Genomic DNA, 26,094 nt, shown 5'->3' on the forward strand with positions numbered 1-26,094 from the left:
ATGAACTGGGGAGAATTCGCCGAGCGGCTGGCCCGTGAGCTTGCCGGACTCGACTCGCACATGGTCCTCGTCGTGCACCGGCGCGCCGAGGGAAGCCACTACGTCCAGGCGTTCCGCACGGGCGACCTGCTGCACGCCGAGGCCGTCAGCAGTTCCGTGCTCGGCGCGGCGCTGCGCTTCGACCCCGTCGCCGAGGACAGGCTCGCCGACATCGGCTGGCAGCGGCCGGAGTCCTTCGGCAACTGGACCTACGACCTGTCGTTCTCCTCGCCGCCCGACGGCTTCCGCGAGGTCGCGACCCTGATGACGATCGCGCTGCGCGACGTGCAACGCGCCGACACCCCCGACGACCTCGCCTACGAGTCGTTCCGCGGCGGCGTCTTCCTCGACCTCACCGAGTTCGGCATCACCCCCTCCGACCCGGGCCGTGCCACCGAGAAGCACGTACCCCCGCCCCTCCCCGACGTCCCCCCACGCCTGTCCGCGGTCCCCCCCGTCGAGGACCCCACCCCCGACACCCCCCTCCACACCACAACCGACCTCTCCCCCTTCCCCCCCACCACCCCCACCCACGAACCCCCCACCTACACCGGCCCCTCCTACGACACCCCATACGACCCCCCACCCTTCGGCGACCCTCCCTACGACGGCCCTTCGTACGACACCCCCGCCTTCGGCGACCCCACCGGCAGCGGCCCGGCACACGGCGACGGCACCTACGACCGCCCGACCTACGACGGCCCCTCCTACGACGCCCCGCCCTTCGGCGACCCCGCGCACAGCGACCCGGCGCAAGGCGAGCAAGCACACGACGGCCTCTCCTACGACGCCCCCTCCTTCGGCAACCCAACGCACGGCCAGGGCGGCCCAGCGCAAGGCGGCGAAACCTACGGCGCCCTGTACGGCACCTCCTACGACAGCCCGGCCTACGACGCCCCCGCCTTCGGCGACCCGACGCATGATGCTCCGCCCCAAGGCGACCCGTCGTACGGCCCGGCTCCAGAGGCCCCCTCACAAGGCGTCCCCGCGCACGACGACGCGCGTCAGCCGGGTCCGGCGCAAGGCGACCCGGGCCAGCCGGGTCCCGCGCTCGGCGACCAGACCTACGACGCCCCCGCGTCCGGCGGCTCGCCGCAAGGCGGCCCTTCCTACGGCCGCTCGGACCGTGGCCTCCCTCCGTACGACGGCCCCACCGCCTACGAACCCTCTGCCTACGACGGCCCGTCCTATGACGCCCCTGCCCAAGGCGGCCCGGCGCACAGTGGGCCCGCGTACCGGGCGGGGCATGACGCCTCTTCGTATGACGGGCCTTCTTACGACGGCCCGGCTTACGACGACGCGACGCGTGGCGGTCCTGCGCAGGGTGGGCCCGGGTTCGGAGAGGGTTCGGGGAAGGACGGGCCGGAGGGTGCGGGTTATGACGCGCCCTATGACTCCGGGTATGACGCGTCCACGGGGGCGTATGCGTTGCCGCCGTTGCCTGCGGCGGAGCGGGACGACGATCCCCTCACGTCCGGGTCCTTCAGGGTGCCGCGCGCGGATCCCTACGCGCTGCCGCCCTACGGGGACGCCGACCAGGACGACCCGCTCACGTCGGGTTCCTTCTCCTTCCCGCCCAGGACACCCCCCGCGTCACCGTCCGCGCAGGACGACCCGCTGACATCAGGCTCCTTCTCCTTCCCGCCCGTCACCCCGCCGTCCGGACAGGACGACCCCCTCACGTCAGGGTCCTTCGCGTTCCCGCACGTCGCCGACGACCCAGGGCTGACCACGACCGACGTCCCGCGCCCCTCGGGCCCCGACGACGACCCCCTCACCTCCGGCTCGTTCAGCTTCCGCGAGTCCGCCGACGCCCCCCGCGACGACGACCCCCTGACGTCCGGCTCCTTCGCCTTCCCGGCGGCCGGCGACCCCGGCGTCACCCTGACCGACCGGGACCTCGCGCCGCCCGAGCGCGCCCCCGACCCGGGCGAGGACACCGCGCGCTTCGCGGCGATCCCCGACGACGGCCCCTCCCCCGCCGGGCAGACCCTCGCCGACGTGCCGCGGCCCGACCGGCGTCAGCCCGACGTCCCGGCCGTCGACGTGCCCGTGGCGGGCCACCCGGCAAGGCAGCCGAACCGCACTGCGGTGCGGCTCGCCGAGGCCAAGGCCAACGGCGACAGGGACGGCTACCTGAGCGTCCTGGAAGGCGCGGAGTTGTATGTCACCGGTACCGTCATCTACTCCGACGGCGTGTACCTGCGGGCGTACACGTCACCTCCTGAGCAGCCGCACTCGGTGACCCAGCTGCGCGCTCTTGTGGCGGACTGGCCGCAGCCGCACTGGCAGCTCGCTGTGGACGACGGCCTGCCCAGCGCCGGTTACCTCGACTCGATCACGCTCGCGCGCCTGGCGGGCGGTGTCTCCTCCCGTCTGGTCATGCAGAAGGTGCTTCCGCATCCGCTGGTCGTCCACTACCTGGAGGGCGGCTACGACCGCGTCGCCGGGTACGTGCACCGGGTGGCCGACGTGCTGTCCCTGACGACGCCCAAGCAGCTGTACGCGGCCCTGGGCCTCGGCCACGGGCGGGCGTCCACCTTCTCCCCCGACGACGACGTCGTGCACGTGCTGCGCTGGCACGCGCGGTTCGGCGGCCCGCTGCGCACGCCCTTCGGCGGCCCGGATGAGGCGTCGATGCGCCGTATGCCGGGCGGCTGGGTCGTGGAGCATCCGCCGTTCGAAGGCAACGGGTTCGCTCCCGGCCTCGGCGTCGCGATCCCCGAGTTCAAGGTCGACAGCCAGCGGCTGCCGCACGGCGCGGAGATCTACCGGTTCGACCGGTCCGGCCGCCGTGTCCTTGTCGCCCTGTTCGACGCCGACGGCACCCGATGGGCGGCGGTGTAGATGCGCGACGGGTACTACGCGGTGTGGCAGGGCGAGGAGTTCGCCTGCGCGCCCGGTGAGGGCGACGTCCGGCTGTACTCGGCCGATCCCCGGATCGGTTTCACCGCCGCCGCCCCGGGCAGGTTCGTCAGGGTCGTCCCCGCACACGAGGTGGACCAGCTCAAGTACGTGGTCACCCGCTGCGTGTGGAGGGACGAGCCGTTCCTCATCATCGGCGAGCACGACGGCTGGCTGCGGGTGGAGTACACCGGCGGCAGCGCCCCGGCGGCCGAGGCGCTCGGCCTCGAGTACTTCGACCGCGGCGTGTACCAGGCGTGGGCGCCGGTCACCGAGGTCGGCCAGGTCCGCGAGGAGGTGTACGGGTGACCGACAGGCTTGTGGCGGGCCGCGCCGTCGAGCTGGGCAGGAGGCCCACGGTGATGGATCTGCGGACCATCGACCTGAACGCCGATCTCGGCGAGGGTTTCGGCGCGTGGCAGCTCAGTGACGACACCGCGCTGCTGTCGGTGGTGACCAGCGCGAACGTGGCGTGCGGGTTCCACGCGGGCGATCCGCTGATCATGCGTTCGGTGTGCCGTGCGGCGCAGGCCAGGGGCGTGACCGTAGGGGCGCAGGTGTCCTACCGGGATCTCGCCGGGTTCGGCCGCCGCCCGATGGACGTGCCGTTCGAGGAGCTCTCGGCGGAGATCCTGTACCAGCTCGCGGCCCTCGACGGCATCGCCCGCAGCTGCGGTACACGCGTCTCCTACGTCAAGCCGCACGGGGCGCTGTACAACCGGGTCGTACACGACCGCGAGCAGGCGATGGCGGTGGCCGAGGCCGTCCTGGCCTATGACGCGTCGCTCCCGGTGCTCACCCTTCCCGGGTCAGTCCTCAACGACGTGCACGACGACCTCCAGACCGTCGCGGAGTGCTACGCCGACCGCGCCTACACCGCCGAGGGGACGCTGGTGTCGCGCCGCTCCCCCGTCGCGGTCGTCCGCGACCCCGAGCGGGTGGCCGAGCGCGCGGTGCGCATGGCGGTCTCCGGCGAGGTCGAGGCGATCGACGGGACAGTCGTGCCGGTCGCGGCACGGTCGATCTGCGTGCACGGGGACACCCCGGGCTCGGTGGAGCTCGCCAAGGCGGTGCGCAAAGCGCTCACCGACGCGGGCGTCCAGATCATCCCGTTCGCCTGATGGCCGCCTGATGGAGATCCGGCCCGTGGGAGACCGCGCGCTGCTGCTGGAGACCGACGCCCCGCACGCGCTGAGGGCCGCGGTGGCGGCCGCGGGGCTGCCGGGGGTCACCGAGATCGTGCCCGGCGCGCGGACGGTCCTCGTGGTGTTCTCCGGGCCGTTCGGGGACGCCGCGCGGCGGCTCGCCGATCTTGAGGCCGAGGCCGCCGACGTCGCGGGACGCCTTGTGGAGATTCCCGTCGTCTATGACGGGGCCGACCTTGCGGAGGTCGCGGAGCTGACGGGCCTGGCCGCGGCCGAGGTCGTCAGGCGGCACGCGGCAGCCGAGTACACCGTCGCCTATCTGGGGTTCTCTCCGGGTTTCGCCTATCTCACCGGACTTGACCCCGCCCTCGAGGTGCCGAGGAAGGCGACGCCGCGCACGTCGGTTCCCGCGGGATCCGTCGCGATCGCCGGGCCGTACACGTCGGTGTACCCGTCGGCGTCGCCGGGCGGCTGGATGCTGCTCGGCCGCACCGACCTGCGGCTCTGGGACGTCGACCGCGACCCGCCGTCGCTGCTCGAACCGGGCGATCGGGTGCGGTTCTCCGAAACTGTCAGTGGCGGCGCGTAGCGTCGTCAGGCATGAAGGAGACGACGTGGGGCCGGGTGCTCGCGTGGCGGGCGCACCGGCAGTTCCTGACGGGTGACGGGCCCGCCGATCCCGTCGCGGTCGCGCGGCGGCTCGCTGGTGTGCAGGCGCAGGTCGCCGGGAGCGCGGCCACCGCGCTGCGGGTGCGCGGCGCGGCCGCGCCCGCCGCGGCGCTCGAGGCCGGAAGCCTGGTGAAGACCTGGGCGATGCGCGGGACACTGCACCTGCTGCCACGCGACCGCGCGGCGGCGTTCCTCACCCTGTGCGCGACCGTGCGCAGCTGGGAGAAGCCGAGCTGGTCCAAGGCGTTCGGCGCGACCCCGGCCGACGTCGAGGCGCTCACCGAGGCCGCGCGCGAGGCGCTGGCCGGCGGCGTCGAGCTCACCCGTGAGGAACTCGTCGAGGCGGTCACCGCGCGCACCGGCTCGGCGCATCTGCGCGAGGCGCTGACCAGCGGCTGGGGCGCGCTGCTCAAGCCGCTCGCGTGGCGCGGGGTGCTGCGCCACGGCCCGGCGCGCGGCTCGAAGATCACCTTCGTCGCGCCGGAGCTCGGCGATCCCCCGGCCGTCGAGGATGCCGCGCGGATCGTCATCGGGGACTTCCTCGACGCGCACGGCCCGGCCTCGCCCGCGATGTTCGACGCGTGGCTCACCAGGAACAACAGCCGCAAGGCCGAGCTGCGCTCCTGGTTCGCCGCCGCCGACGCCGACCTCGCCGAGGTGGCGGTGGAGGGCGCGCCGATGCTGGTCCGCGCCGATCAGCTCGACGCCCTGCTCGACGGCCCGCCCGCTCCGAAGGTCGTGCTGCTGGGTGCTTTCGACCCGTATGTCCTCGGCGCGGGCACGTCCTGCGCGGCGCTCATCCCGCCCGAGCGCAGGGCCGAGGTGAGCAGGGCGGCCGGCTGGATCGCGCCCGTCGTGCTGCACGAGGGCCGCGTCGCGGGCACCTGGGACCCGAAGACGAGCGAGACCGCCCTGTGGGAGGACGTCCCGGCCGCCGACCTGCGCGCGGCGCTGGCAGCCTGGCCTGCCGAACCCTGAAGGGGATCACCTTGCGCGGCGGAACCGCACTCCGTCGCCGGGCCGCAGCTGCGCGGCCTGCCCCAGGTCCGCCTCGGCCACCACGGCGATCACGGGATAGCCGCCCGTCGTGGGGTGGTCGGCGAGGAAGAGGATCGGTTTTCCGTCCGGCGGCACCTGGAGCGCGCCCGTCACCATGCCCTCGCTCGGCAGCTCCCCCGCGCGGGCCCGCTCAAGCGGCGGGCCGTCGAGCCGCACGCCGACCCGGTTGCTGCGGTCGGTCACCTCGTAGCGCGCGTCGAACAGCGTGCGCAGGGCGTCGGCGGTGAACCAGTCGGCGCGCGGCCCCGGCACCACCGCGAGCACGGGGGCGGCGGGCAGCGCGGGGCGCGGGGCCACGTCCACGCCCGCGAACGCGCCCACGATCCTGCCGACCGGCAGCGTCATGCCCTCGGCGAGCGGCACCGGACCCAGGCCCGACAGCAGGTCGGTCGAGCGGCTGCCGAGCACCTCGGGCACCGCGATCCCGCCGCGCACCGCGAGATAGCTGCGCAGGCCGCGTTCCGGCGTCCCGAAGCGCACCACCGCGCCCCCGGGCACAAAACAGGGTCCGAGACAGCCCTGGCCGCGCCCGTCCACCGCCCAGTCCACCGGCGCGCCGGTGACCGCGACCCACGCCGGGCGGACGAAACGCAGCCGCGCGCCGCCGAACGTCAGCTCGAGGCCCGCGGCGTCCTCGGGGTTGCCCACGAGCCGGTTGGCGAGCGCGAGGCTCTCGGTGTCCGCAGCACCCGCCTTAGGGACGCCGAGATGGGCGAGCCCCGCCCGTCCCAGATCCTGCACCGTCGTCAGCGCGCCGCCCGCCAGCACCTCGATCATGCGCGAACGGTACAACGGCCGGGCGCGACGGGCGCGGGAGGCACGTCATCGAGCTCAGTCGACGCCCCGGATGTCGCCCTGGGTGAGCGTCGTGAGGTCGTCGGTGGTGGGCGCGGGCAGCGCCGAGACCCGCACGTCGCGGGCGGCGCAGGAGCGTTCGTAGACGGTCCTGGCGAAACGGGCGTTCCCCAGCGTGTCGATCGCGCCCTGCCCGCACGCGCGCTGGAACAGCAGCGCGAGGTCGTCAAGGGCGGTGTCGTCCCAGTGGTCGCCGTTGTCGGCGGCGAGCGCCACCGCGATCCGCAGCAGCTCGTCAGGGCCGTACGAAGGGAACGGCACGCGGGTGTCGAACCGCGAGGCGAGCCCGGGGTTGGAGGCGAGCAGCCGTTCCATCTCCGTCTCGTACCCGGCGAGGATGACGACGAGGTTGTCCCGGTCGTCCTCGGCCCGCTTCAGCAGCGTCTGCACGGCCTCCTGGCCGAACGCGTCACCGCCCGAATAGCCGGCGCCCACAAGGCTGTATGCCTCGTCAACGAAGAGCACGCCGCCCAGCGCGGAGTCGATCGCCCGTCCGGTCTTGAGCGCGGTCGCGCCGAGGTGCTCGCCCACCAGGTCAGCCCTGCTCACCTCGACGACGTCGGGACGGCTGAGCAGGCCGAGCGCCGCGAAGATCCGGCCGAGGACGCGCGCCACGGACGTCTTGCCCGTGCCAGGGGGCCCGGTGAACACGAAGTGCCGCATCGGCGGCTGCGCGGGCAGCCCCTGGGCCGCGCGCAGCCTGCGCACCTGGAGCTGCGCGGCGATCTGGTGCACCTGCCGCTTCACCGGCTCGAGGCCGATCATGCCGTCGAGCGAGCCGAGCGCCTCCTCCAGCGTCGGCGTCTCGGTGTAACCCCGGTAGCGCGCGGTCAGCTCGTCGTAGGCGGCGCGCACGTCCTCGGCCCTGACCGTCACGAGCTCGGACGCCGAGGGGTGCGCGCTGCGCGAGACGACCCGCAGGTCGCGTGCGCGCGACGCGCCTTCGGCGAGCGAGCGGACGAAGCGGCCGTTGCCGAGCTGGTCGATGATGCCCCTACGGCGCACCTCCTCGAAGCAGGAGGCGAGCTGGGTGAGCGCGTCGGCCGAGAGGCGGTCGCCGCGCGCCTCGGTGTGGTTGCGGCAGATCGACAGCAGCTCGTCGGGCTCGTAGCTGGGGAACAGCACGCGGGTCCCGAAGCGGGAGGCGAGGCCGGGGTTGGAGTCGAGGAACCCGTCCATCTCCGTCTCGTAGCCGGCGAGGATGATGACGAGGTTGTCCCGGTCGTCCTCGGCCCGCTTGAGCAGCGCCTGGACCGCCTCGTTGCCGAACCTGTCGGCCTGGCCGTCGCCCGCGTTGACCAGCGAGTACGCCTCGTCCACGAACAGCACGCCGCCGAGCGCGGAGTCCACCACCTCGTTGGTCTTGATCGCGGTCGCGCCCAGGTACTCGCCCACGAGGTCGGCGCGGTGCACCTCCACGACCCGCGCCGAGGGCAGCAGCCGGAACGCGTAGAAGATCGTCGCGAGGGTGCGCGCGACTGTCGTCTTGCCCGTGCCCGAGGGCCCGGCGAACACCAGGTGCCGCAGCGGCTTCTCGATCGGCACCCCCGCCTCGGCCCGCAGGTGCGCGGCCTCGATCGACGCGGCGATCGAGCGGACCTGCCGCTTCACCGGCTCGAGCCCGATCATGTCCTCGAGCTCGGCGAGCGCCGCCGCCACCGACGGGCGCGGCTCCTCGGCGGGCGGCCGCTGGACGGGCACGACGGGCACGACGACCGGCGGCTCGGGCGCCTTGGCACGGACCGGGACGGGCTCGGGCGCGGCCTCCTCCACCCAGCCGGAGTCGTAGGAGTCCGCCGCGACGACCCGCCGCGCCCGGTCCCACCGGTAGGCGAGTACCAGCACGGCCCCCGCCCACGCGGGCCCCGCGTGCAGCCGGGGCGCGAGGTCGGCCAGCGCGGCGGTGAGCAGCGCGGCGGTGGCCAGCGCCCACAGCGCGCTCCGCCACGGCACATACCCGCGCAGCCGCAGCGCCGCGAAAGCCACGGGAGGGGCGAGCAGGGCGAGAGCGAGGCCCTGGTAGGAGGCGTCGGGGAACATCCGGGCGAGCGGCACCACGAGCGCCAGCCAGCATGCGGTGACCGCCAGCACGGCGGTACCGGCCGGGGAGCGAAGCGTCAGATCGACCACCACCAGCGCGACGAGGGCGCCCACCAGGGTGCCCGGCACCGGCAGTCCCGCAGTCACCGCGACGGTGAGGCTGACCGCCAGCAACAAGATCCCCGCGAGCCGCCTGAGACCCGAGTGCATCCGAAAATATCCGCCGCGTGCGCGCTCGAAAAGGTCCCGCGCCGCTCCCGTGGGCGGGCGGGTGGCGATTCGTCCCGACGCTCCCATCTTGAACCGACAGCCTGACCCCTGCCGGCCCACGAGTCCAGCACCACACCCCACAACCGCCATATTCGCCAACGCGATCACCTGACGGCCGGATCGTCGGCCACACCCACCCCACAACCACCATCAAACGACAACCACAACCCCCCAACAAACCCCACCCACGCCACAACGGCACCGCCGAACACCGCGGAGGCGTCGCGAGATTTCGCGGGGCAGCGCGGGGGTTAGAGGAGGCTGAGTTGGCCCTCGCCTGCCAGCGGGTCGCGGTGCACCTTCAGGTGCCGCCAGCGGGGCAGGTCGTCAAGGTAGGACCACGACAGCCTGTGGTGCTCGCCGGGCCCGATCCGTTCCAAGGCGGCCTGGTGGACGGGCGAGGGGTACCCGGCGCTCTCGGCGAACCCGTATTCCTCGGCCCCCGGCAGTTCGGCCATGTACCTGTCGCGGTGGACCTTCGCCAGCACCGACGCCGCCGCGACGGTCACCGAACGCTGGTCGGCCTTCACCTCGGTGCGCACCCGCCAGGGTGCGCCGAGGAAGTCGTGCGCGCCGTCCACGATCACCGTGTCGGGGCGTTCGGGAAGTGCCTCAAGCGCGCGCACGGCCGCCTTGCGCAAGGCGGCGGTCATGCCGAGCTCGTCGATCTCGCGCGGGGACGCCTCGCCCAGCGCCCAGCAGCTCAACCAGCCGGGCAGCACCTCGGCGAACGCGGCGCGGTGCGCGGCGCTGAGCAGCTTGGAGTCGGTGAGCCGGACGGGAGCGCGTTTGCCGCGCGGCAGTTCGGGCGGCGGCGTGAGGTCCGTGACGGCCGCGCAGACCACGACGGGTCCCGCCCACGCGCCCCGGCCGACCTCGTCTATCCCCGCGACGCGTGACGCGCCCGCCGCGCGCAACTGTTCCTCGACCTCGTATCCGGCTGCCACGCCGCACATCATCCCAGCACCCGGACGCCGACGGGGAAAAGGAGGGCGCGGACACCCGCGCCCTCCTCATAGAACACCCGGAACCGAAGCGCGCCATGCACGGTTCCGCGTCGCGCAGCATCCTATGGCGGCTACGTGAAGCCCACCGTCCACGACACTCCGTAACGGCATGGAAGTGTGACGCGCGACATGTTGCAAGTGCTCACTTACTGAGTGACCATGGGTCCGTCCGGAGCCACCCCAGCCGGAGGAACCCATGACGGACCCCGTGTCGCCCCTGCCCGAGGACCACCCCATATCGGAGGACGGTCCGGCCCCCCGCGCCGTCCAGGCGACCCTGAACTGGTACGCCCTGGCCCTCGGCCTTCCCAACGTGCTCATGCAGCTGTCCAACATCAAGGTCGGCTACGGCGTCGCCGAGAGCCGGGTGGAGAGCGGCAGACTCGACCGGCACCCCGTCAAGCGGCTCCGCACCACCCTCACGTTCCTCGCCGTCGCCACCCACGGCAACGCCGCCGAACGCGCCTACCTGCGCGAGGAGATCAACCGCGCGCACCGGCAGGTCGTCTCCCGGCCCGGCAGCAAGGTCAAATACAACGCGTTCGACCGCGAACTCCAGCTCTGGGTCGCCGCCTGCCTCTACAAGGGCACCGAGGACATGCTCAACGCCCTGGAGCTGACCTTCACCGACCGCGAATGGGACGAGCTCTACCAGCACTCCTCCCGCCTCGCCACAAGCCTCCAGGTCCCCCGCGACATGTGGCCCCCCGACCGCGAGTCCTTCGCCAAGTACTGGAACGACTCCCTGAGCACCCTCGAAACCGACGACTACACCCGCACCTTCCTCCGCGACCTCGCCGGCCTGGCCTTCCTCCCCACCCCCTTGCGCGCCCCCCTGGCCCCCCTCTCCCGCTTCGTCACCACAGGCTTCCTCCCCCAGGAATTCCGCGACGAGATCGGCCTCACCTGGACCCCCCTCAACCAGACCCTCTTCACCCGCTTCGTCCACACCTCCGCCCGCCTCAACCGCGCCCTCCCCCCCACCGCCCGCCAATTCCCCTTCAACCTCTACCTCCGCGACTTCCGCCGCCGAATGCGCCACGGCCGCCCCGTCGTCTGATCTCCCTCCGAGCCGCCGGAGGGCAGGGCTCGGCGCCTCTCCCCGCCGAGCCCTTCACCCCACCCACATGCGCACTCCCAGCGCATTCCGTCACCCCCATCCGCGACACTGCTCCTACCCCGACGTAGGAGCCTCGCGATGCCCGCCCCTCCTCCCCTCCACCCAGAAGACCTCCCCCTCGGCCCCTTCGCGGCCGCCGACCTGACCTTCTGGTCCACCCCCAAGGGCCGCCGACGGCACGCCGACCCGAACTGCCCCTCCCGCCCGCCCTCGGCCCGCCCCACAACCCTGCGCCTCCCCAAGGACGCCACCTACGCCAACCTCAACATTCACTGCGCCCCACCCGGCCCCCAAGCCGCCCACCTGGCCGCCTGCCAAGCCCTCCTCACCTACGCCCAAGCAACCGAAGACGCCTGGGAAAACCTCACCTCCAACCACCTCACTCTCTCCGCCATCCCCACCTCCCCCCTCCCCACCGACCACCCGGCCCTCACCCAGCCCCCCTTCACCGAAATCTGGGAACGCTGCCTAGCCCGCCGCGCCGCACTGGTCGACGAACTCCTCACCACCACCCGCCCCCGCTTCCCCCTCATGATCGCCGCCGCCACCCTCCGCTGGAGCGATCCTCACTTCAAACGGGTCCGCTCAGAAGGGTTCGAAGCCTTCACCGAAGCAGCACCCGCCGCGCTCCAACGCATGGAGACTCGCCGCTCCGAATCCGGCTTGGCGAGGGCGATCGCCGACGTCGCCCGTCGACACGTCCTCGACCCATTCCTCGAACGAATCGAGAACGGTCTCCCACCGGCCGAGGCGATGCGTCCGCTCGCGGAGAAGGAGTGGAAGCGCGCCAAAGGAGAGGCCGACCTGGGAAACCCAGTTCCCTTCGACGAGATCGGCCTGGCCTGGATGAGAGTCGGCGAGATCTGGACGGACATGCTGCGCGGAAGCTGCGCGATGAACTCGGGCAGCATCTTCGCGATCTTCGAGGTGGACAAACTGCCCTTTGACGCGGAGGTCCTGAATCGCCTGTATCCCTACGCCCGGATAAGGACCACATCGTTCACCTGGGCTGCGGGGAACGTCCCGGCGGCTTTCCGTCTGCTGTTCCGCGAACGCTCGTACCGCTCGCTCGGCTTGGAGTTGGAGCAGAGCTACTACCGCCTCGCTGAACCGGGCCTGCCCGGCCTTTTCCTGCGGAACCTGCTGACCCACCTCGATATGGGCGACCTCACCGTCCACGTCGAGGACGTCGGCACCGGAACCGACGCGCCCCCGGTGGAGGTCGACTGGTCACGCCGCGTACTTTTCCGTGACGGCATGACCGGAGACGGAATCGCCCCTGTCCACTGTTATCCGGCGCTGCGCGCCGCCATGGACGGCGAGACTCTCGAACCTTCCGAGTTCGAGTGGGACGACGTTGAGGATGACGAGGAAGAGTTCGAGGACGAGGAGTTGGCGTCTCGGATTCTTGAGCTTCTGCGCGAAGGGGACCGGGCGACGCTGTTGTCGGCGGTGCAGTTGCATGTGCGGCGGGAGCAGTTGGCCGAGGTCAGGGCCGTGGTCGAGCGGCGGTCGAGTAAGGAAGGGGACCTGCAGAAGGCGCTCGCTGGGGCGTGGTGGGTGTTCGGCGGGGAGTACGTAGGTGAGTTCTTCCGGCGGAGACTTGTGGAGACCACGGAGGTCGATATCCCGCTGCTCAGGCCGGACGGCGTGCTCCAGCTGGTCGAGCTGAAGACCGCGACGGCCCCGGCCGTCACCGAGCACCGGAACAAGCTCATTCCGTCAGGTGACGTGCACAGGGCGGTCGGGCAGGTGTTGAACTACCTGACGCTCCTTGACGAGAGCCGCAACGAACTCCTGGAGCGCTGGCAGGTCGATGTGCGCAGGGCTGGGGCTGTGGTTGTTGTTGGGCATCCGAAGTTTCAGGAGGGTGTGGATGAGGGCAGGTCAACGGGGCGTTGCGGACGCTCAACGCCCATTTGAGCCGCGTTGAGGTCATCACTTATAAGCAGTTGTTGGATCGCGCGGAGCGCACGCTTGATCTCGTCGGTACGCGTGCACCGGACAGAGCGGCCACGCGCAGCGGGTGAGGGAACGCCGAAGGCGGCGGACCGGGTGGGGCCGCCGCCTTCGGGTGGGGAGGGGTCAGCTGCAGCCGCTGGTGGAGCCGCAGCCTTCGCAGACGTAGCAGGAGCCCGCGGGACGCATGTTGGTGCCGCAGGTCATGCACATGGGGGCGTCGGCGGTGCGGCGGCCGTGGCTTTCGGTCGCGTCGACGCGGGCGGGCTGGATCTGGACGACGGGCGGGGCGGCGACGGCCACGGCGGGCTTGGCCGGGGCCTGGTCGACCGGGGCGGACTGGGCGAGCGCCTCGACGTCCTCGGCGGTGTGCAGGGACGCGGGGTCCTCACCGGACGCCTGGAGCGCCCGCTCCTCGGCGGAGAAGATGCCGAGTTCCGCGCGGGAGTCGTAGGACAGGTGGTCGAGCGCCAGACGGCGGAAGATGTAGTCCATGAAGGACGTCGCCATCCTGATGTCCGGGTCGTCCGTCATGCCCGCGGGCTCGAAGCGCATGTTCGTGAACTTCTCGACCCACGTCTCCAGCGGCACCCCGTACTGGAGGCTGATGGAGATCGCCATGGAGAACGCGTCCATGACGCCCGCGAGGGTGGAGCCCTGCTTGCCGAGCTTCAGGAAGACCTCGCCGAGCCCGTTGTCGGGGTACGACGACGCCGTCATGTAGCCCTCGGCGCCCGCGACGGAGAACCGCGTGACGGTCGCCGGACGCTTCTTCGGCAGCCGCTTGCGCACCGGACGCGCCGGGACGGCGGGGGCCGCGGGGGCGGGCGCGAAGACGGGGGCGGCGACCGCGACGGCCGCGGGCTCCTCCTTCTTCTTCGCGACCGAAAGCGGCTGGCCGACCTTGCAGTTGTCGCGGTAGATCGCGAGCGCCTTCAGGCCCATCTTCCAGCCCTCGAAGTACACCTTCTCGATGTCCTCGACGGTGGCGGACTCGGACATGTTGACGGTCTTGGAGATCGCGCCGGACAGGAACGGCTGGGTCGCCGCCATCATCCGGACGTGGCCCATCGGGCTGATCGACCGCTCACCCATCGCGCAGTCGAACACCTCGTAGTGCTCGCGCTTGAGCGACGGCGCGTCCACGATGTGCCCGTTGTCCGCGATGTACCCGACGATCGCCTCGACCTGCTCGTCGAGGTAGCCGAGCTTGCGCAGCGCGCGCGGCACCGTGTGGTTGACGATCTCCATGGAGCCGCCGCCGACGAGCTTCTTGAACTTCTTCAGCGCCAGGTCGGGCTCGATGCCCGTGGTGTCGCAGTCCATCATGAGGCCGATGGTGCCGGTCGGGGCGAGCAGGGACGCCTGCGCGTTGCGGTAGCCGTTCTTCTCGCCGAGCTTCAGGCACTCGGCCCACGCGCGGGTCGCCTCGGCGTGGATGGCCTTGTCGATCGCGTCGAGCGTGCGGATCTCGTCGTTGGCCGCGGCGTGCTTGCGCATGACGCGCTTGTGCGCGTCGGCGTTGCGGGCGTAGCCGTCGTAGGGGCCGACGGCCGCGGCCAGCTCGGCCGAGCGACGGTAGGCGGTGCCCGTCATCAGCGACGTGATCGCCGCGGCGACGGCACGGCCGCCTTCGGAGTCGTAGGCGTGCCCGGACGCCATCAGCAGCGCGCCCAGGTTGGCGTAACCGATGCCGAGCTGGCGGAACGCCCGCGTGGTCTCGGTGATCTTCTCGGTCGGGAAGTCGGCGAACGTGATCGAGATGTCCATCGCGGTGATGATCAGCTCGACGAGGTCGCGGAACGGCTCGACGTCGAAGGTGTTGTCGGGGCGCAGGAACTTCAGCAGGTTGACGCTGGCGAGGTTGCACGAGGAGTTGTCCAGGTGCAGGTACTCCGAGCAGGGGTTGGACGCGGTGATGCGGCCCGACTCCGGCGAGGTGTGCCAGTCGTTGATGGTGTCGTCGTACTGGATGCCGGGGTCGGCGCACTCCCAGGCGGCCTGCGCCATGAGCCGGAAGAGGTCCTTGGCGCGGATGGTCTCGATGACCTCGCCGTTGAGCCTGGCGCGCAGCCCGAAGTCTCCGTCGGTCTCGACCGCGCGCATGAACTCGTCCGAGACGCGGACGCTGTTGTTGGCGTTCTGGTACTGGACGGACACGATGTCCTTGCCGCCCAGGTCCATGTCGAAGCCGGCGTCGCGCAGGGCGCGGATCTTGTCCTCTTCGCGGGCCTTGGTCTGGACGAACTCGGCGATGTCGGGGTGGTCGACGTCGAGGACGACCATCTTGGCCGCCCTGCGGGTCGCGCCGCCCGACTTGATCGTCCCGGCCGACGCGTCCGCGCCGCGCATGAACGACACGGGCCCGGAGGCGGTGCCGCCCGACGACAGCAGCTCCTTGGAGGAGCGGATGCGCGACAGGTTGACGCCGGAGCCCGAGCCCCCCTTGAAGATCACGCCCTCTTCCTTGTACCAGTCCAGGATCGACTCCATCTGGTCGTCCACGGACAGGATGAAACAGGCGCTGACCTGCTGGGGCGACTTGGTGCCGACGTTGAACCACACCGGCGAGTTGAACGAGAAGACCTGGTGGGCGAGCGTGTACTTCAGCTCGTGGTCGAAGATCTCGGCGTCCTCTTCGCTGGCGAAGTAGCCGTGCTCGCGACCGGTGTCGGTGTAGACCCGCACCACGCGGTCGATGAGCTGCTTCAGGCTCCACTCGCGCTGCGGGGTGCCGACCGCGCCGCGGAAGTACTTGGTGGTGACGATGTTCGCGGCGTTGACCGACCAGAAGTCGGGGAACTCCACGCCGCGCTGCTCGAAGTTGATCGAGCCGTCGCGCCAGTTGGTCATGACGACATCACGGCGTTCCCAGGTGATCTCGTCGTACGGGTGCACGCCGGGGGTGGTGAAGATGCGGCGCATCTTCAGCCCCTTGCGCCCCGTGGTCCTGCCACGACGAGCCGGTCCGCTGACCGTCTCTGTCATGTCTTCCCCCTTCATCTGGGCCCTCCCGCAAGGGCCCGTGCTCGCACATGACGGATCACGCCCTCTTCCGTGTGTTCGGAAGGGGCGTGGGTGGTGTTGTGTGCGCTCGCGTCGTTTACAGCGTTTCCGCCGGCTTCCTCATTCCGGCGGAGCGTGACCGCGCAGAGCGTTGATCTCCTTCTCGAAGTCGTCGAGCGACTCGAATCCCCGGTAGACCGAGGCGAAACGCAGGTAGGCGACCTCGTCAAGCTCCTGCAGTGGCCCCAGGATCGCCAGTCCGATCTCGTGGGACTGGATCTCGGCGGCTCCGGTCGCCCGGATCGCCTCCTCCACCCGCTGGCCCAGCAGGGCGAGCGCGTCCTCGTCGACGGGACGGCCCTGGCAGGCCCTGCGCACCCCAGCGATGATCTTCTCCCGGCTGAACGGCTCGGTCACGCCGCTGCGCTTGGCCACCATCTGCAGGACGTTCTCCTGGGTGGTGAAGCGCTTGTTGCACTCCGGGCAGGAGCGCCTGCGGCGGATGGCCGCGCCGTCTTCCGTGGAGCGGCTGTCGATGACGCGGCTGTCGGGGTTGCGGCAGAACGGGCAGTGCACGTCCGTCTCCTTCCCGTTCTTCCGGCGTCAACCATTCACCGACGGAACACAATCTGTGGTGAACTACATCCGTGTAACTACTAGATGTTGTGGTCACTAAACCTAAGCCTAGGATCTTGGCAACGCAAGCCGAACCCGCTCGAGACGTTGTAGCGCCCATCACGTACCGGGCATCGGCGTGTCGGGTGGCGATCTTCCACACCCCTCGAATGCAGATTCGATAGAACGGATGTACGATGGTGGTCGCGGACACGCTGGCGTGCACACCTGTGACGCTGCGTGGCCGCGGCGACGTTGTGCGACTCCGCGCGGCGACGGCAAGGCGCGCACGCCGAAAAGGCACGCGAACACCGAACGAAAGGGGAAGGCGCCATGAGCAAGGTCTCCCAGACGCCTGAGGAACCCCTGGACGAAGGCGGCCTCACCCAGCGCCAGCGCATGGTGCTCGAGGTGATCCGGGACTCGGTCCAGCGCCGCGGCTATCCGCCGTCGATGCGCGAGATCGGCGAGGCGGTCGGCCTCACCAGCACGTCCAGCGTTTCCCATCAGTTGCGCACGCTCCAGCGCAAGGGCTTCCTGCGCCGCGATCCCAACCGCCCCCGCGCGGTCGAGGTGCGCATGCAGGGCAAGGCCGCGCCGGTCGAGGCCGAGACCATCGGCCACGGCCCTGAGCCGGCCTATGTGCCGCTCGTGGGACGGATCGCGGCCGGTGGCCCCATCCTCGCCGAGGAGTCCGTCGAGGACGTCTTCACGCTGCCCAAGCAGCTGGTCGGCGAGGGCGAGCACTACCTGCTGAAGGTGCAGGGCGACTCGATGATCGAGGCGGCCATCGCCGACGGCGACTGGGTGGTCGTGCGCCAGCAGCCCGACGCCGACAACGGCGACATCGTCGCCGCGATGATCGACGGCGAGGCGACGGTCAAGACCTTCAAGCGCAAGGACGGGCACGTCTGGCTGCTCCCGCAGAACTCGGCTTACGATCCGATCCCCGGTGACTCCTCGAGCGTGCTGGGCAAGGTCGTGGCGGTACTCCGCAAGATCTGAAGAGCCGTCGTCGGGCCGCCGGGCGCCGCGGCGCGTCCCGTCGGCCCGTCCGGCAGGGCAGGGCCGCGCGCCCGAACGACGCCCCGCTCTTCCGGGCGTCCTTGCCCGGCCGGGGCACGGCGGGCCGGGCAGGCGGCCCGTCCGCGCCGTCGGTCAGGCGGCCCACTCCAGGTGCTTCAGTTCGCGGTTGGCCTCCTGGAGGTCCTTCGCGCTGTCTATCGCGCGCCAGTAGCCGTCGATCTCGTAGGCGGCGAGCCTGCCCTGGGCGGCCAGGCGCGGGAACGTGACGCTCTCGTGGTCGCCGAGGTCGGGCAGCAGCGCCGTGGTCTCCGGCGCGAACAGGTGCACCCCCGCGTTGACCCGGTGCGGCAGCACCGGCGCGGCGTCGAAACCCTGGATGCGCCCGTCCGGGCCGACGTCCACGATCCCGTAGGGCGAGCGCAGCGCGGCGATCCCGAGGGTCGCGGCGGCGCCCGAGTCCGCGTGCCGGTCGGCGAGGCCCGCGAGCGAGAACCGTGTGACGACGTCGCCGTTGAGCGCGAGCCACGGCTCCGCCGCCATCGGCAGCGCCCGCGCGGCGTGCTTGAGCCCGCCGCCCCGGCCCAGCCGCCGCTCCTCAACGACCACGGTCACCTCGAGCGGGAGGGTCCTGCCGAGCAGGTGCCGCTGGAGCGCGTCGGCCCGGTACCCGCACGAGACCACCGCGTGCTCGATCCCCTCCGCGGCGAGCCAGGCGAGCTGGTGGTCGAGGATCGGCTTGCCCCCGACGTCGACCAGCGCCTTGGGCACCCGGTCGGTGTAGGGCCTGAGCCGGGTGGCGTTGCCCCCGGCCAGGATGACTGCCTGCCGCACCTGGATCGCGCTGTGGGTCACGCTGGGACCTCCTGTCCTCGGGAAGGTCCCAGCGTGCCCGCTGGACGTTACGCGCGGGTGACCCGCCGCCGACGGTTTGTTACGTCGCCGGGCCGGTCAGACGACGATGTTGACGATCTTCGGCGCGCGCACGATCACCTTGCGCACCGGAGCGTCGCCGATCGCGGTCTGCACCTTCGCCGAGGCGAGCGCCAGCTTCTCCAGCTCGTCCTCGGCGATGTCGGGCGTGACCTCGAGGCGGTCGCGCACCTTGCCCGACACCTGCACCACGCAGGTCACCGAGTCCTGCACCAGCAGCGCGGGGTCGGCCACCGGCCAGGGCACGCGGGCGATCGAGCCGTCCGCGCCGTGGCCCAGCTTCTCCCAGCCCTCCTCGGTGATGTAGGGGGCGGCCACCGACAGCATGATCGCCAGCGCCTCCGCCGCCTCGCGCACCGCGGGGTCGGCCGCGCCGGGGCCGCTGTCGATCGCCTTGCGCGCCGCCGAGGTCAGCTCCCTCATGCGCGCGATGGCGACGTTGAACCTGTGCCCCTCGACCAGCCGGGTCACCTCGTCCACGGTCCGGTGGGTGAAGCGGCGCAGCGTGGTGTCGCCCTTGGCGAAGTCGACGCCGGGCTCGCTCGTCACGTCGGTCATCACCCGGTAGGCGCGGGCCAGGAACTTCTGGGACGCGGCCGGGGAGACGTCGGCCCAGTCGATGTCGTCCTCGGGCGGGCCGCCGAACAGCATCGTCAGCCGGACGGCGTCCACGCCGAAGTCGTCGATCTGCTGGCCCAGGTCCACCCCGTTGCCCAGCGACTTCGACATCGCCCGGCCCTGGTTGATCACCTGGCCCTGGTTCAGCAGCCGCCGGAACGGCTCGGTGAAGTCGACCATGCCCATGTCGTAGAGCACCTTGGTGAAGAACCTGCAGTACAGCAGGTGCATCACCGCGTGCTCGATGCCGCCGATGTACTGGTCGGCGGGCATCCACTGCTTCACCTTGGCCGGGTCGAACGGACCGTCGGTGTAGCCGGGCGAGGTGTAGCGCAGGAAGTACCAGGACGAGTCCACGAAGGTGTCCATGGTGTCGGTGTCCCGCTTGGCGGGGCCGCCGCACTTGGGGCAGTCCACGTTCACCCAGGCCGCGGCCGCCGCCAGCGGGGAGATCCCCTTGGGGGCCAGGTCCGCGCCGCGCAGGTCGGCGGGCAGGGTGACGGGCAGGTCCTCGTCGGGGACGGGCACCTCACCGCAGTCCGGGCAGTGGATGATCGGGATCGGCGTGCCCCAGAATCGCTGCCGCGACAGCAGCCAGTCGCGCAGCCGGAAGTTGACGGTGCCGTGGCCCAGGCCCCGGTCCTCCAGGATCGAGATGATCTTGGAGATCGCCTCGGTCTTGGTCAGCCCGTCCAGCGGGCCGGAGTTGACCAGCCGTCCCTCGCCGGGGGTGGCCACGCCGGTGACGTTCGGGTCCTCAGCGCCGGTCTCCAGCACGATCCTGACCGGCAGGTCGAAGGCGCGGGCGAAGTCGAGGTCGCGCTGGTCGTGCGCGGGCACCGCCATGATCGCGCCGTGTCCGTAGTCGGCCAGCACGTAGTCGGCGGCCCACACCGGGATGCGCTCGCCGTTCACCGGGTTGACCGCGTGCACGCCCAGGAAGACCCCGGTCTTCTCCTTGTCGGTGGCCAGCCGCTCGATGTCGCTCAGCTTGGCGACCTCGGCGCGGTAGGCGTCGAGCGCGGGCCGCTGCGCGTCGCTGACGATCTGCTCAGCCAGCGGGGCGTCGGCGGCCACGACGAAGAACGTCGCGCCGTACAGGGTGTCCGGGCGCGTGGTGTAGACGGTGACGGGTCCGTGCCCCTCGACCTCGAAGGTGACGTCCGCGCCCTCGGAACGGCCGATCCAGTTGCGCTGCATGGTCAGCACGCGCTCGGACCAGCCGCCCTCGATCTCCTTCATGTCGTCCAGCAGCCGCTGGGCGTAGTCGGTGATCTTGAAGTACCACTGGGTCAGCTCACGCCTGACCACCACGGCGTGGCACCGCTCGCACTTGCCGTCGACCACCTGCTCGTTGGCCAGCACGGTCTGGTCGTTGGGGCACCAGTTGACCAAACCGCCCTTGCGGTAGGCCAGGCCGCGCTCGAAGAACCTGGTGAACATCCACTGGTTCCACCGGTAGTAGTCCGGGTCGCTGGTGTGCAGCCGCCGGGTCCAGTCGAAGGAGATCCCGTAGCGGCGGAAGGAGTTCGCCTGGGTCTCGATGTTGGCGTAGGTCCACTCGGCGGGGTGCGCGTTCCGCTTGATCGCCGCGTTCTCCGCGGGCAGGCCGAAGGAGTCCCAGCCGATCGGGTGCAGGACGTTGTAGCCCTTGTGGAACCAGTACCGCGCGATGACGTCGCCGATCGCGAAGACCTCGCCGTGGCCCATGTGCAGGTCGCCGGACGGGTAGGGGAACATGTCCACCACGTAGCGGCGTTCGCGGGGGTCGGCGGGGTCATCGCTGGCCACGAAGGTGCCGAGGTCCGCCCAGCGGTCCTGCCACTTGTCCTGGACGGCTCGGACGTCGTACCGCTGCTCTTCGTCGCTCACTGGGTGTCCTTTTCCGGTTCGCTGCCTCTAGCAATGAAGAAGCCCCTCACGCATGGAGGGGCTGCCGCGCCGACCCGGTCTTGCCGAGGACGCCGAAGGGCGGCGCGCTCGGGACCTGGATCAACGCGGCCGGCTGAGAAGCAGCCACGATCGCATGGTCCAAGGGTAGCGCAAGACCCGGAAATCGCAGGTTTTCGTCGCGCACTGTACCCGCGGGCACTAGATGTGGATCACGATCCACGGTTGGATGTGGTCACCCCCACATGTTTACGACGCACAGCCCCTGGCGCGAGGAGAGAAGTCCATGCTCAACCTGTCCGTGCTGATCGAGGACGCGGCCCGCGAGACCCCTGACCGGGACGCCTTCGTCTTCGGCGAGATGCGCCTGTCGTACGGCTTCATCAACACGGTCGCCAACCAGGTCGCCAACCTCCTGGTGTCGCGCGGCATCCAGCCGGGGGACAAGGTCGCCCTTTCCTCGCCGAACCTGCCGTACTTCCCGATGGTGTACTTCGGCATTCTCAAGGCGGGCGCTGTGGTGGTCCCGCTGAACGTGCTGCTGAAGCCGCGCGAGGTCGCCTACCACCTCGCCGACTCCGACGCCAAGGCGCTGTTCTGCTTCGAGGGCACGCCCGAGCTGCCGATCGGCGAGGCGGGGCACGCCGGTTTCCAGCAGGCCGACGGCTGTGAGCACTTCTTCCTGCTCCCGGCCAACCCCGCGGCGGCCGAGCCGTCGATCGAGGGGGCCGAGCTGTTCTGGGCGGCGCTCGGCGGCCAGGCCGGCACGTTCGAGCCGGTGATCACCGAGGCGACCGACACCGCCGTGGTGCTCTACACCTCGGGCACGACCGGCCAGCCCAAGGGCGCCGAGCTGACCCACGGCAGCATGCTGATGAACGCGATGGTCAGCGACGGCCTGTTCGAGAAGTCGCTGCACGACATCTTCCTTGTGACGCTGCCGCTGTTCCACATCTTCGGCCAGACGTGTGTGATGAACGTCGGCATCTACCGCCGCGCGACCCTGGTGCTGGTGCCGCGCTTCGAGGTGAAGGCCGCGGTCGAGCTGATGGTCAAGGAGAAGGTGAACATGTTCGCCGGCGTCCCGACCATGTGGTGGGCGCTGATGACCGACGACACCTCGCCTGAAGACGTCGCGGCGATCACCGAGAGCCTGCGCGTCGCGGTCTCGGGCGGCGCGGCGCTGCCGATGGAGGTCATCAAGGGCGTCAAGGCGAAGTTCGGGGTGGACATCCTCGAGGGCTACGGCCTGTCCGAGACGTCCCCGGTCGCGGCGTTCAACCGGCCGGACCGGCCCACCAAGGCCGGCTCGATCGGCCTCCCGGTGTGGGGCATCGAGCTCAAGCTCATCGACGACGACTGGAAGACGATCGAGGGCGAGGGCCCGGGCGAGATCGCGATCCGCGGCCACAACATCATGAAGGGCTACTACAACCGGCCCGAGGCGACGGCCGAGGCGATCAAGGACGGCTGGTTCCGCACCGGCGACCTGGCGACCCGCGACGACGAGGGCTACTACTTCATCGTCGACCGCTCCAAGGACATGATCATCCGCGGCGGCTACAACGTGTACCCGCGCGAGATCGAGGAGGTCCTGATGACGCACCCGGCCGTCTCGCTGGCCGCGGTCGTCGGCGTCGCGCACGACAGCCACGGCGAGGAGGTCAAGGCGTTCGTGATCAAGACTCCGGGCGTCGAGATCACCGAGGCGGAGCTCGTCGCGTGGGGCAAGGAGCAGTTCGCGAACTACAAGTACCCGCGCATCGTGGAGTTCCGCGACGCGCTGCCGATGACCGCCACCGGCAAGATCCTCAAGCGCGAGCTGCGCTAACGCGGCAAGGCTGAGCGAGGGGGCGGGGTCCACACCGGACCCCGCCCCTTTGTCATGCCTTGAGCAGGTCCGCCGCCTTCTCCCCGATCATGATCGCGGGGGCGTGGGTGTGGCCGCGGTTGATGCGCGGCAGCACCGAGGCGTCGGCGACCCGCAGCCCCGCGACGCCGCGCACCCGCAGCTCGGGGTCTACGACGGAGGTGTCCTCCACGCCCATCCGGCAGGTGCCGACGGGGTGGTACAGGGTCTCGGCGTGCGCGCGGACGTAGTCCTCCAACGCCGCCTCGTCTTCCGCGCCCTTGTAGGGGGCGTAAGGCTCGGCCGCGTACGGGCGCAGCGCTTCCGTCGCGAACAGCCGCTCGGCCTCCCGGACGCCGTACACGAGCCGCTTCAGGTCGCTCTCCCCGGTCAGGTAGGCCGCGTCGATCTTCGGCGGGTCGGCGGGGTCGGTGGAGGAGAGCGTGAGCGAGCCCTGGCTGTCGGGCTGGAGCAGGATGACGCCGATCGTCACCGCGTCGCCGGTCGGCTCGTCGAGCCCGTGGTTGACGAACGGCACCGGCGCGAAGATCAGCTCGAGGTCGGGCGCGGGCAGCCGGGGGTCACTGCGCAGGAACGCGACGGCCTCGCCGATGTTCGACGTGAACGCCCCCTTGCGCCGCGTCAGGTAGGACGCGAGCGCCCCGGCCATCCCCGCGCTGGCGAGCGTCACCTTGCGCGGGCAGGTCCGCAGCACCGCGATCGACAGGTGGTCCTCAAGATGACGGCCCACCGACGGGCTCGCCGCCGCGACCTCGATGCCGTGTTCAGCGAGCTGGTCGGGGTCGCCGATCCCGGACAGCAGAAGCAGATGCGGCGAGCCGATCGCGCCGGCGCACAGCACGACCTCGCGCCGCGCCCTGATCTCCTGCCCGCCGTAGGCGACGCCGACCGCGCGCCCGTCCTCGATGAGCACTCGCGAGACGAGCACGTCGGTGATCACCGTGAGGTTGGTGCGCTTCAGCGCGGGCTTCAGGTAGGCGTCGTGCGCCGACCAGCGGCGGCCGCGCTTCTGGTTGACCGGCGTCTGGGCGTAACCCTCGTTGTCCTCGCCGTTCAGCTCGGGCAGCCTGGTGAGCCCGGCCTCCTCACACGCGGCGAGGAACGCCTTCGTCGTGACGTTCGGGTCGCGCAGGTCCTCAACGTGCAACGGCCCCTCGGTGCCGTAGACGCCGCCGACGTTGGAGCCGACCCTGCGCTCGGCTTTGCGGAAGTACGGGACCACCTCGTCGTACGACCAGCCGGGCACGCCCCAGTCGTCGTAGTCGGCGCGGACGCCGCGCACCCACATCATCGCGTTGATGCTGGAGGAGCCGCCGAGCACCTTGCCCCTCGGCCAGTACAGCTCGCGCCCGGCGAGCTCCCCCTGTGCCGTCGTGCTGAGGTTCCAGTCGCCCTCGCCCTTCAGCAGCTGGGGGAAGCCCGCCGGGATGTGGAACTCCTTGCGGGCGTCGCTCCCGCCCGCCTCGACGAGGGCGACGGTGACCGAAGGATCCTCCGTCAGCCGCGCGGCGAGCACACAGCCGGACGATCCCGCGCCGACGATCACGTAGTCGTAGTCCACGAACGCTTCCTCCGGGATGAGCAGGGGGTGGTCATCCCGGAGCTAACACCGTCATCGGAGCCGGTGTCCACAGCGCACGGTCACAGCTTGGTCCATGCTTCCGTGAGGACGGCCCGTAGTTTCTGTTCGATCTCGTCAAAGTGCGACTGGTCGCAGATGAGCGGCGGGCTGAGCTGGATGACGGGGTCGCCGCGGTCGTCGGCGCGGCAGTACAGGCCGATGTCGAACAGGGCCTTGGACAGGAACCCGCGCAGCAGCCGCTCGGACTCCTCGTCGTTGAAGGTCTCGCGGGTCGCCTTGTCCTTGACGAGTTCGATCCCGTAGAAGAACCCGTCGCCGCGCACCTCGCCGACGATGGGCAGGTCGAGCAGCTTCTCCAGGGTCGCGCGGAAGGGGCCCTCGTTGCGCTGGACGTGGCCGAGCAGGTCCTCGCGCTCGAAGATGTCGAGGTTGGCCAGCGCGACGGCCGACGAGACAGGGTGGCCGCCGAAGGTGTAGCCGTGCGCGAACATGGTGTCGCCGTGCCGGAACGGCTCGAACAGCCGGTCGCTGACGAGCATCGCGCCGAGCGGCGAGTAGCCGGAGGTCAGGCCCTTGGCGCTGGTGATGATGTCGGGCTGGTAGGCGTACTTCTGCGCGCCGAACATGTGGCCGAGGCGGCCGTAGGCGCAGATGACCTCGTCGGAGACGAGCAGGATGTCGTACTTGTCGCAGATCTCGCGGACCCGCTGGAAGTATCCGGGCGGCGGCGGGAAGCAGCCTCCGGCGTTCTGGACGGGTTCGACGAAGAACGCCGCGATGGTCTCGGGCCCCTCGAAGAGGATCGCCTCCTCGACCCGGTCGGCGGCCCAGCGGCCGAACGCCTCGAGGTCCTCGCCGTGCTCGGGGGCGCGGTAGAAGTTGGTGTTCGGCACCCGGAAGGTGGAGGGGACCAGCGGCTCGTAAGGCGCCTTGAACGCGGGCACCCCGGTGATGGACAGCGCGCCCTGGGTGGTGCCGTGGTAGGCGGTCTGGCGGCTGATCACCTTGTGCTTGAGCGGCTTGCCGGTGAGCTTGAAGTACTGCTTGGCGAGCTTCCACGCCGACTCGACGGCCTCGCCGCCGCCCGAGGTGAAGAAGACGCGGTTGAGGTCTCCGGGGGCCGCGGCGACGAGCCGGTCGGCGAGTTCGGCGGCCTTGGGGTGGGCGTAGGACCACAGCGGGAAGAAGGCGAGTTCCCGCGCCTGCTTGGCCGCGGCCTCGGCGAGCTCCTCGCGGCCGTGCCCGGCCTGGACCACGAACAGTCCGGCCAGGCCGTCGAGGTACTTCTTGCCCTTGTCGTCGTAGATGTAGGCGCCCTCACCGCGGACGATCATCGGCACCTCGGCGCCGTTCTCGTGCACGGAGTGCCGGGTGAAGTGCAACCAGAGTTTGTCGCGAGCCGCTGCCTGTAGATCGGTTGCCTGGTCCGTCATCTTCCATCCTTGCGCGACATCAACTTATTTCGTCGTCGTTACGGATTCTTGACACTG

At 70.8% G+C, this 26,094-nt stretch carries 18 protein-coding genes; 9 read left to right on the forward strand and 9 right to left on the reverse strand.

Going from position 1 to position 26,094, the window contains the following annotated elements:
* From R9X44_RS09005 to R9X44_RS09025, 5 genes are read left to right on the forward strand one after another with little or no spacing between them, the layout of a single operon-like run.
* Window positions 1-2,886 carry a TY-Chap domain-containing protein gene (locus tag R9X44_RS09005; RefSeq protein ID WP_319813544.1) on the forward strand — a complete coding sequence of 962 codons (2,886 nt, stop codon included), beginning with the start codon at window positions 1-3 and terminating at the stop codon, window positions 2,884-2,886.
* Window positions 2,887-3,252, forward strand: coding sequence for a hypothetical protein (locus tag R9X44_RS09010; protein WP_319813545.1), 366 nt, complete (start codon window positions 2,887-2,889; stop codon window positions 3,250-3,252).
* A gap of 53 nt (window positions 3,253-3,305) precedes the next feature.
* Complete coding sequence (locus tag R9X44_RS09015; RefSeq protein WP_319813593.1) at window positions 3,306-4,064, forward strand: 5-oxoprolinase subunit PxpA; 759 nt, start codon at window positions 3,306-3,308, stop codon at window positions 4,062-4,064.
* Between the two features lie 10 nt (window positions 4,065-4,074).
* The gene (gene pxpB, locus R9X44_RS09020; RefSeq protein ID WP_319813546.1) at window positions 4,075-4,677 is read left to right on the forward strand and encodes a 5-oxoprolinase subunit PxpB; all 603 of its coding nucleotides are present in this window, start codon (window positions 4,075-4,077) and stop codon (window positions 4,675-4,677) included.
* 11 nt (window positions 4,678-4,688) lie between these two features.
* Window positions 4,689-5,735 carry a DNA glycosylase AlkZ-like family protein gene (locus tag R9X44_RS09025; protein ID WP_319813547.1) on the forward strand — a complete coding sequence of 349 codons (1,047 nt, stop codon included), beginning with the start codon at window positions 4,689-4,691 and terminating at the stop codon, window positions 5,733-5,735.
* A gap of 6 nt (window positions 5,736-5,741) precedes the next feature.
* Here R9X44_RS09025 and R9X44_RS09030 read toward each other — a convergent pair whose 3' ends face one another.
* The 3 genes from R9X44_RS09030 to R9X44_RS09040 all read right to left on the reverse strand — a co-directional run bounded on the left by R9X44_RS09030 (window position 5,742) and on the right by R9X44_RS09040 (window position 9,937).
* Window positions 5,742-6,593: a biotin-dependent carboxyltransferase family protein gene (locus R9X44_RS09030; RefSeq protein WP_319813548.1), complete on the reverse strand. Its 852-nt coding sequence runs from the start codon at window positions 6,591-6,593 to the stop codon at window positions 5,742-5,744.
* 54 nt (window positions 6,594-6,647) lie between these two features.
* Window positions 6,648-8,921, reverse strand: a complete 2,274-nt coding sequence (locus R9X44_RS09035; RefSeq protein ID WP_319813549.1) for an AAA family ATPase — start codon at window positions 8,919-8,921, stop codon at window positions 6,648-6,650.
* A 311-nt stretch (window positions 8,922-9,232) separates the two neighbouring features.
* A complete protein-coding gene (locus tag R9X44_RS09040) occupies window positions 9,233-9,937 on the reverse strand; it encodes a ribonuclease HII (RefSeq protein ID WP_413774925.1) in 705 nt (234 codons plus the stop codon).
* A gap of 247 nt (window positions 9,938-10,184) precedes the next feature.
* On the opposite strand from R9X44_RS09040, the gene R9X44_RS09045 reads away from it, so the two are divergent.
* Window positions 10,185-11,048, forward strand: a complete 864-nt coding sequence (locus tag R9X44_RS09045; protein ID WP_319813551.1) for an oxygenase MpaB family protein — start codon at window positions 10,185-10,187, stop codon at window positions 11,046-11,048.
* Between the two features lie 138 nt (window positions 11,049-11,186).
* Window positions 11,187-13,031 carry a Shedu anti-phage system protein SduA domain-containing protein gene (locus R9X44_RS09050; RefSeq protein ID WP_319813552.1) on the forward strand — a complete coding sequence of 615 codons (1,845 nt, stop codon included), beginning with the start codon at window positions 11,187-11,189 and terminating at the stop codon, window positions 13,029-13,031.
* Between the two features lie 162 nt (window positions 13,032-13,193).
* Here R9X44_RS09050 and R9X44_RS09055 read toward each other — a convergent pair whose 3' ends face one another.
* On the reverse strand, window positions 13,194-16,055 hold the full coding sequence (locus R9X44_RS09055) for a vitamin B12-dependent ribonucleotide reductase (protein WP_319813553.1): 2,862 nt from the start codon (window positions 16,053-16,055) through the stop codon (window positions 13,194-13,196).
* A gap of 138 nt (window positions 16,056-16,193) precedes the next feature.
* Complete coding sequence (gene nrdR, locus R9X44_RS09060) at window positions 16,194-16,649, reverse strand: transcriptional regulator NrdR (RefSeq protein WP_319813554.1); 456 nt, start codon at window positions 16,647-16,649, stop codon at window positions 16,194-16,196.
* A 372-nt stretch (window positions 16,650-17,021) separates the two neighbouring features.
* Here nrdR and lexA point away from each other — a divergent pair, with 372 nt between their 5' ends.
* On the forward strand, window positions 17,022-17,693 hold the full coding sequence (gene lexA, locus R9X44_RS09065) for a transcriptional repressor LexA (RefSeq protein ID WP_319813555.1): 672 nt from the start codon (window positions 17,022-17,024) through the stop codon (window positions 17,691-17,693).
* A gap of 153 nt (window positions 17,694-17,846) precedes the next feature.
* Here the strand turns inward: lexA and R9X44_RS09070 are convergent, their stop codons facing one another.
* Complete coding sequence (locus R9X44_RS09070; protein WP_319813556.1) at window positions 17,847-18,566, reverse strand: nucleotidyltransferase family protein; 720 nt, start codon at window positions 18,564-18,566, stop codon at window positions 17,847-17,849.
* 96 nt (window positions 18,567-18,662) lie between these two features.
* Window positions 18,663-21,134, reverse strand: a complete 2,472-nt coding sequence (gene leuS / locus R9X44_RS09075) for a leucine--tRNA ligase (protein ID WP_319813557.1) — start codon at window positions 21,132-21,134, stop codon at window positions 18,663-18,665.
* 304 nt (window positions 21,135-21,438) lie between these two features.
* Here leuS and R9X44_RS09080 point away from each other — a divergent pair, with 304 nt between their 5' ends.
* Window positions 21,439-22,983: a long-chain fatty acid--CoA ligase gene (locus tag R9X44_RS09080; protein ID WP_319813558.1), complete on the forward strand. Its 1,545-nt coding sequence runs from the start codon at window positions 21,439-21,441 to the stop codon at window positions 22,981-22,983.
* Window positions 22,984-23,035: 52 nt separating this feature from the next.
* Here the strand turns inward: R9X44_RS09080 and R9X44_RS09085 are convergent, their stop codons facing one another.
* Together R9X44_RS09085 and R9X44_RS09090 are read right to left on the reverse strand one after the other, a co-directional pair.
* The gene (locus R9X44_RS09085) at window positions 23,036-24,583 is read right to left on the reverse strand and encodes a GMC family oxidoreductase (protein ID WP_319813559.1); all 1,548 of its coding nucleotides are present in this window, start codon (window positions 24,581-24,583) and stop codon (window positions 23,036-23,038) included.
* A gap of 80 nt (window positions 24,584-24,663) precedes the next feature.
* Window positions 24,664-26,037 carry an aspartate aminotransferase family protein gene (locus R9X44_RS09090; protein ID WP_319813560.1) on the reverse strand — a complete coding sequence of 458 codons (1,374 nt, stop codon included), beginning with the start codon at window positions 26,035-26,037 and terminating at the stop codon, window positions 24,664-24,666.
* Window positions 26,038-26,094 lie beyond the last annotated feature (57 nt).

The sequence above is a fragment of the Actinocorallia sp. A-T 12471 genome, assembly GCF_033875155.1.
Taxonomy (GTDB): Bacteria; Actinomycetota; Actinomycetes; order Streptosporangiales; family Streptosporangiaceae; genus Actinocorallia.

Coding starts and splice junctions, on each gene's coding strand:
- lexA (WP_319813555.1), top strand. CDS start 17,022: ATGAGCAAGGTCTCCCAGACGCCTGAGGAACCCCTGGACGAAGGCGGC.
- R9X44_RS09005 (WP_319813544.1), top strand. CDS start 1: ATGAACTGGGGAGAATTCGCCGAGCGGCTGGCCCGTGAGCTTGCCGGA.
- R9X44_RS09045 (WP_319813551.1), top strand. CDS start 10,185: ATGACGGACCCCGTGTCGCCCCTGCCCGAGGACCACCCCATATCGGAG.
- R9X44_RS09040 (WP_413774925.1), bottom strand. CDS start 9,937: ATGTGCGGCGTGGCAGCCGGATACGAGGTCGAGGAACAGTTGCGCGCG.
- R9X44_RS09035 (WP_319813549.1), bottom strand. CDS start 8,921: ATGCACTCGGGTCTCAGGCGGCTCGCGGGGATCTTGTTGCTGGCGGTC.
- pxpB (WP_319813546.1), top strand. CDS start 4,075: ATGGAGATCCGGCCCGTGGGAGACCGCGCGCTGCTGCTGGAGACCGAC.
- R9X44_RS09025 (WP_319813547.1), top strand. CDS start 4,689: ATGAAGGAGACGACGTGGGGCCGGGTGCTCGCGTGGCGGGCGCACCGG.
- R9X44_RS09030 (WP_319813548.1), bottom strand. CDS start 6,593: ATGATCGAGGTGCTGGCGGGCGGCGCGCTGACGACGGTGCAGGATCTG.
- R9X44_RS09055 (WP_319813553.1), bottom strand. CDS start 16,055: ATGACAGAGACGGTCAGCGGACCGGCTCGTCGTGGCAGGACCACGGGG.
- R9X44_RS09015 (WP_319813593.1), top strand. CDS start 3,306: ATGGATCTGCGGACCATCGACCTGAACGCCGATCTCGGCGAGGGTTTC.
- R9X44_RS09010 (WP_319813545.1), top strand. CDS start 2,887: ATGCGCGACGGGTACTACGCGGTGTGGCAGGGCGAGGAGTTCGCCTGC.
- R9X44_RS09080 (WP_319813558.1), top strand. CDS start 21,439: ATGCTCAACCTGTCCGTGCTGATCGAGGACGCGGCCCGCGAGACCCCT.
- R9X44_RS09050 (WP_319813552.1), top strand. CDS start 11,187: ATGCCCGCCCCTCCTCCCCTCCACCCAGAAGACCTCCCCCTCGGCCCC.
- R9X44_RS09090 (WP_319813560.1), bottom strand. CDS start 26,037: ATGACGGACCAGGCAACCGATCTACAGGCAGCGGCTCGCGACAAACTC.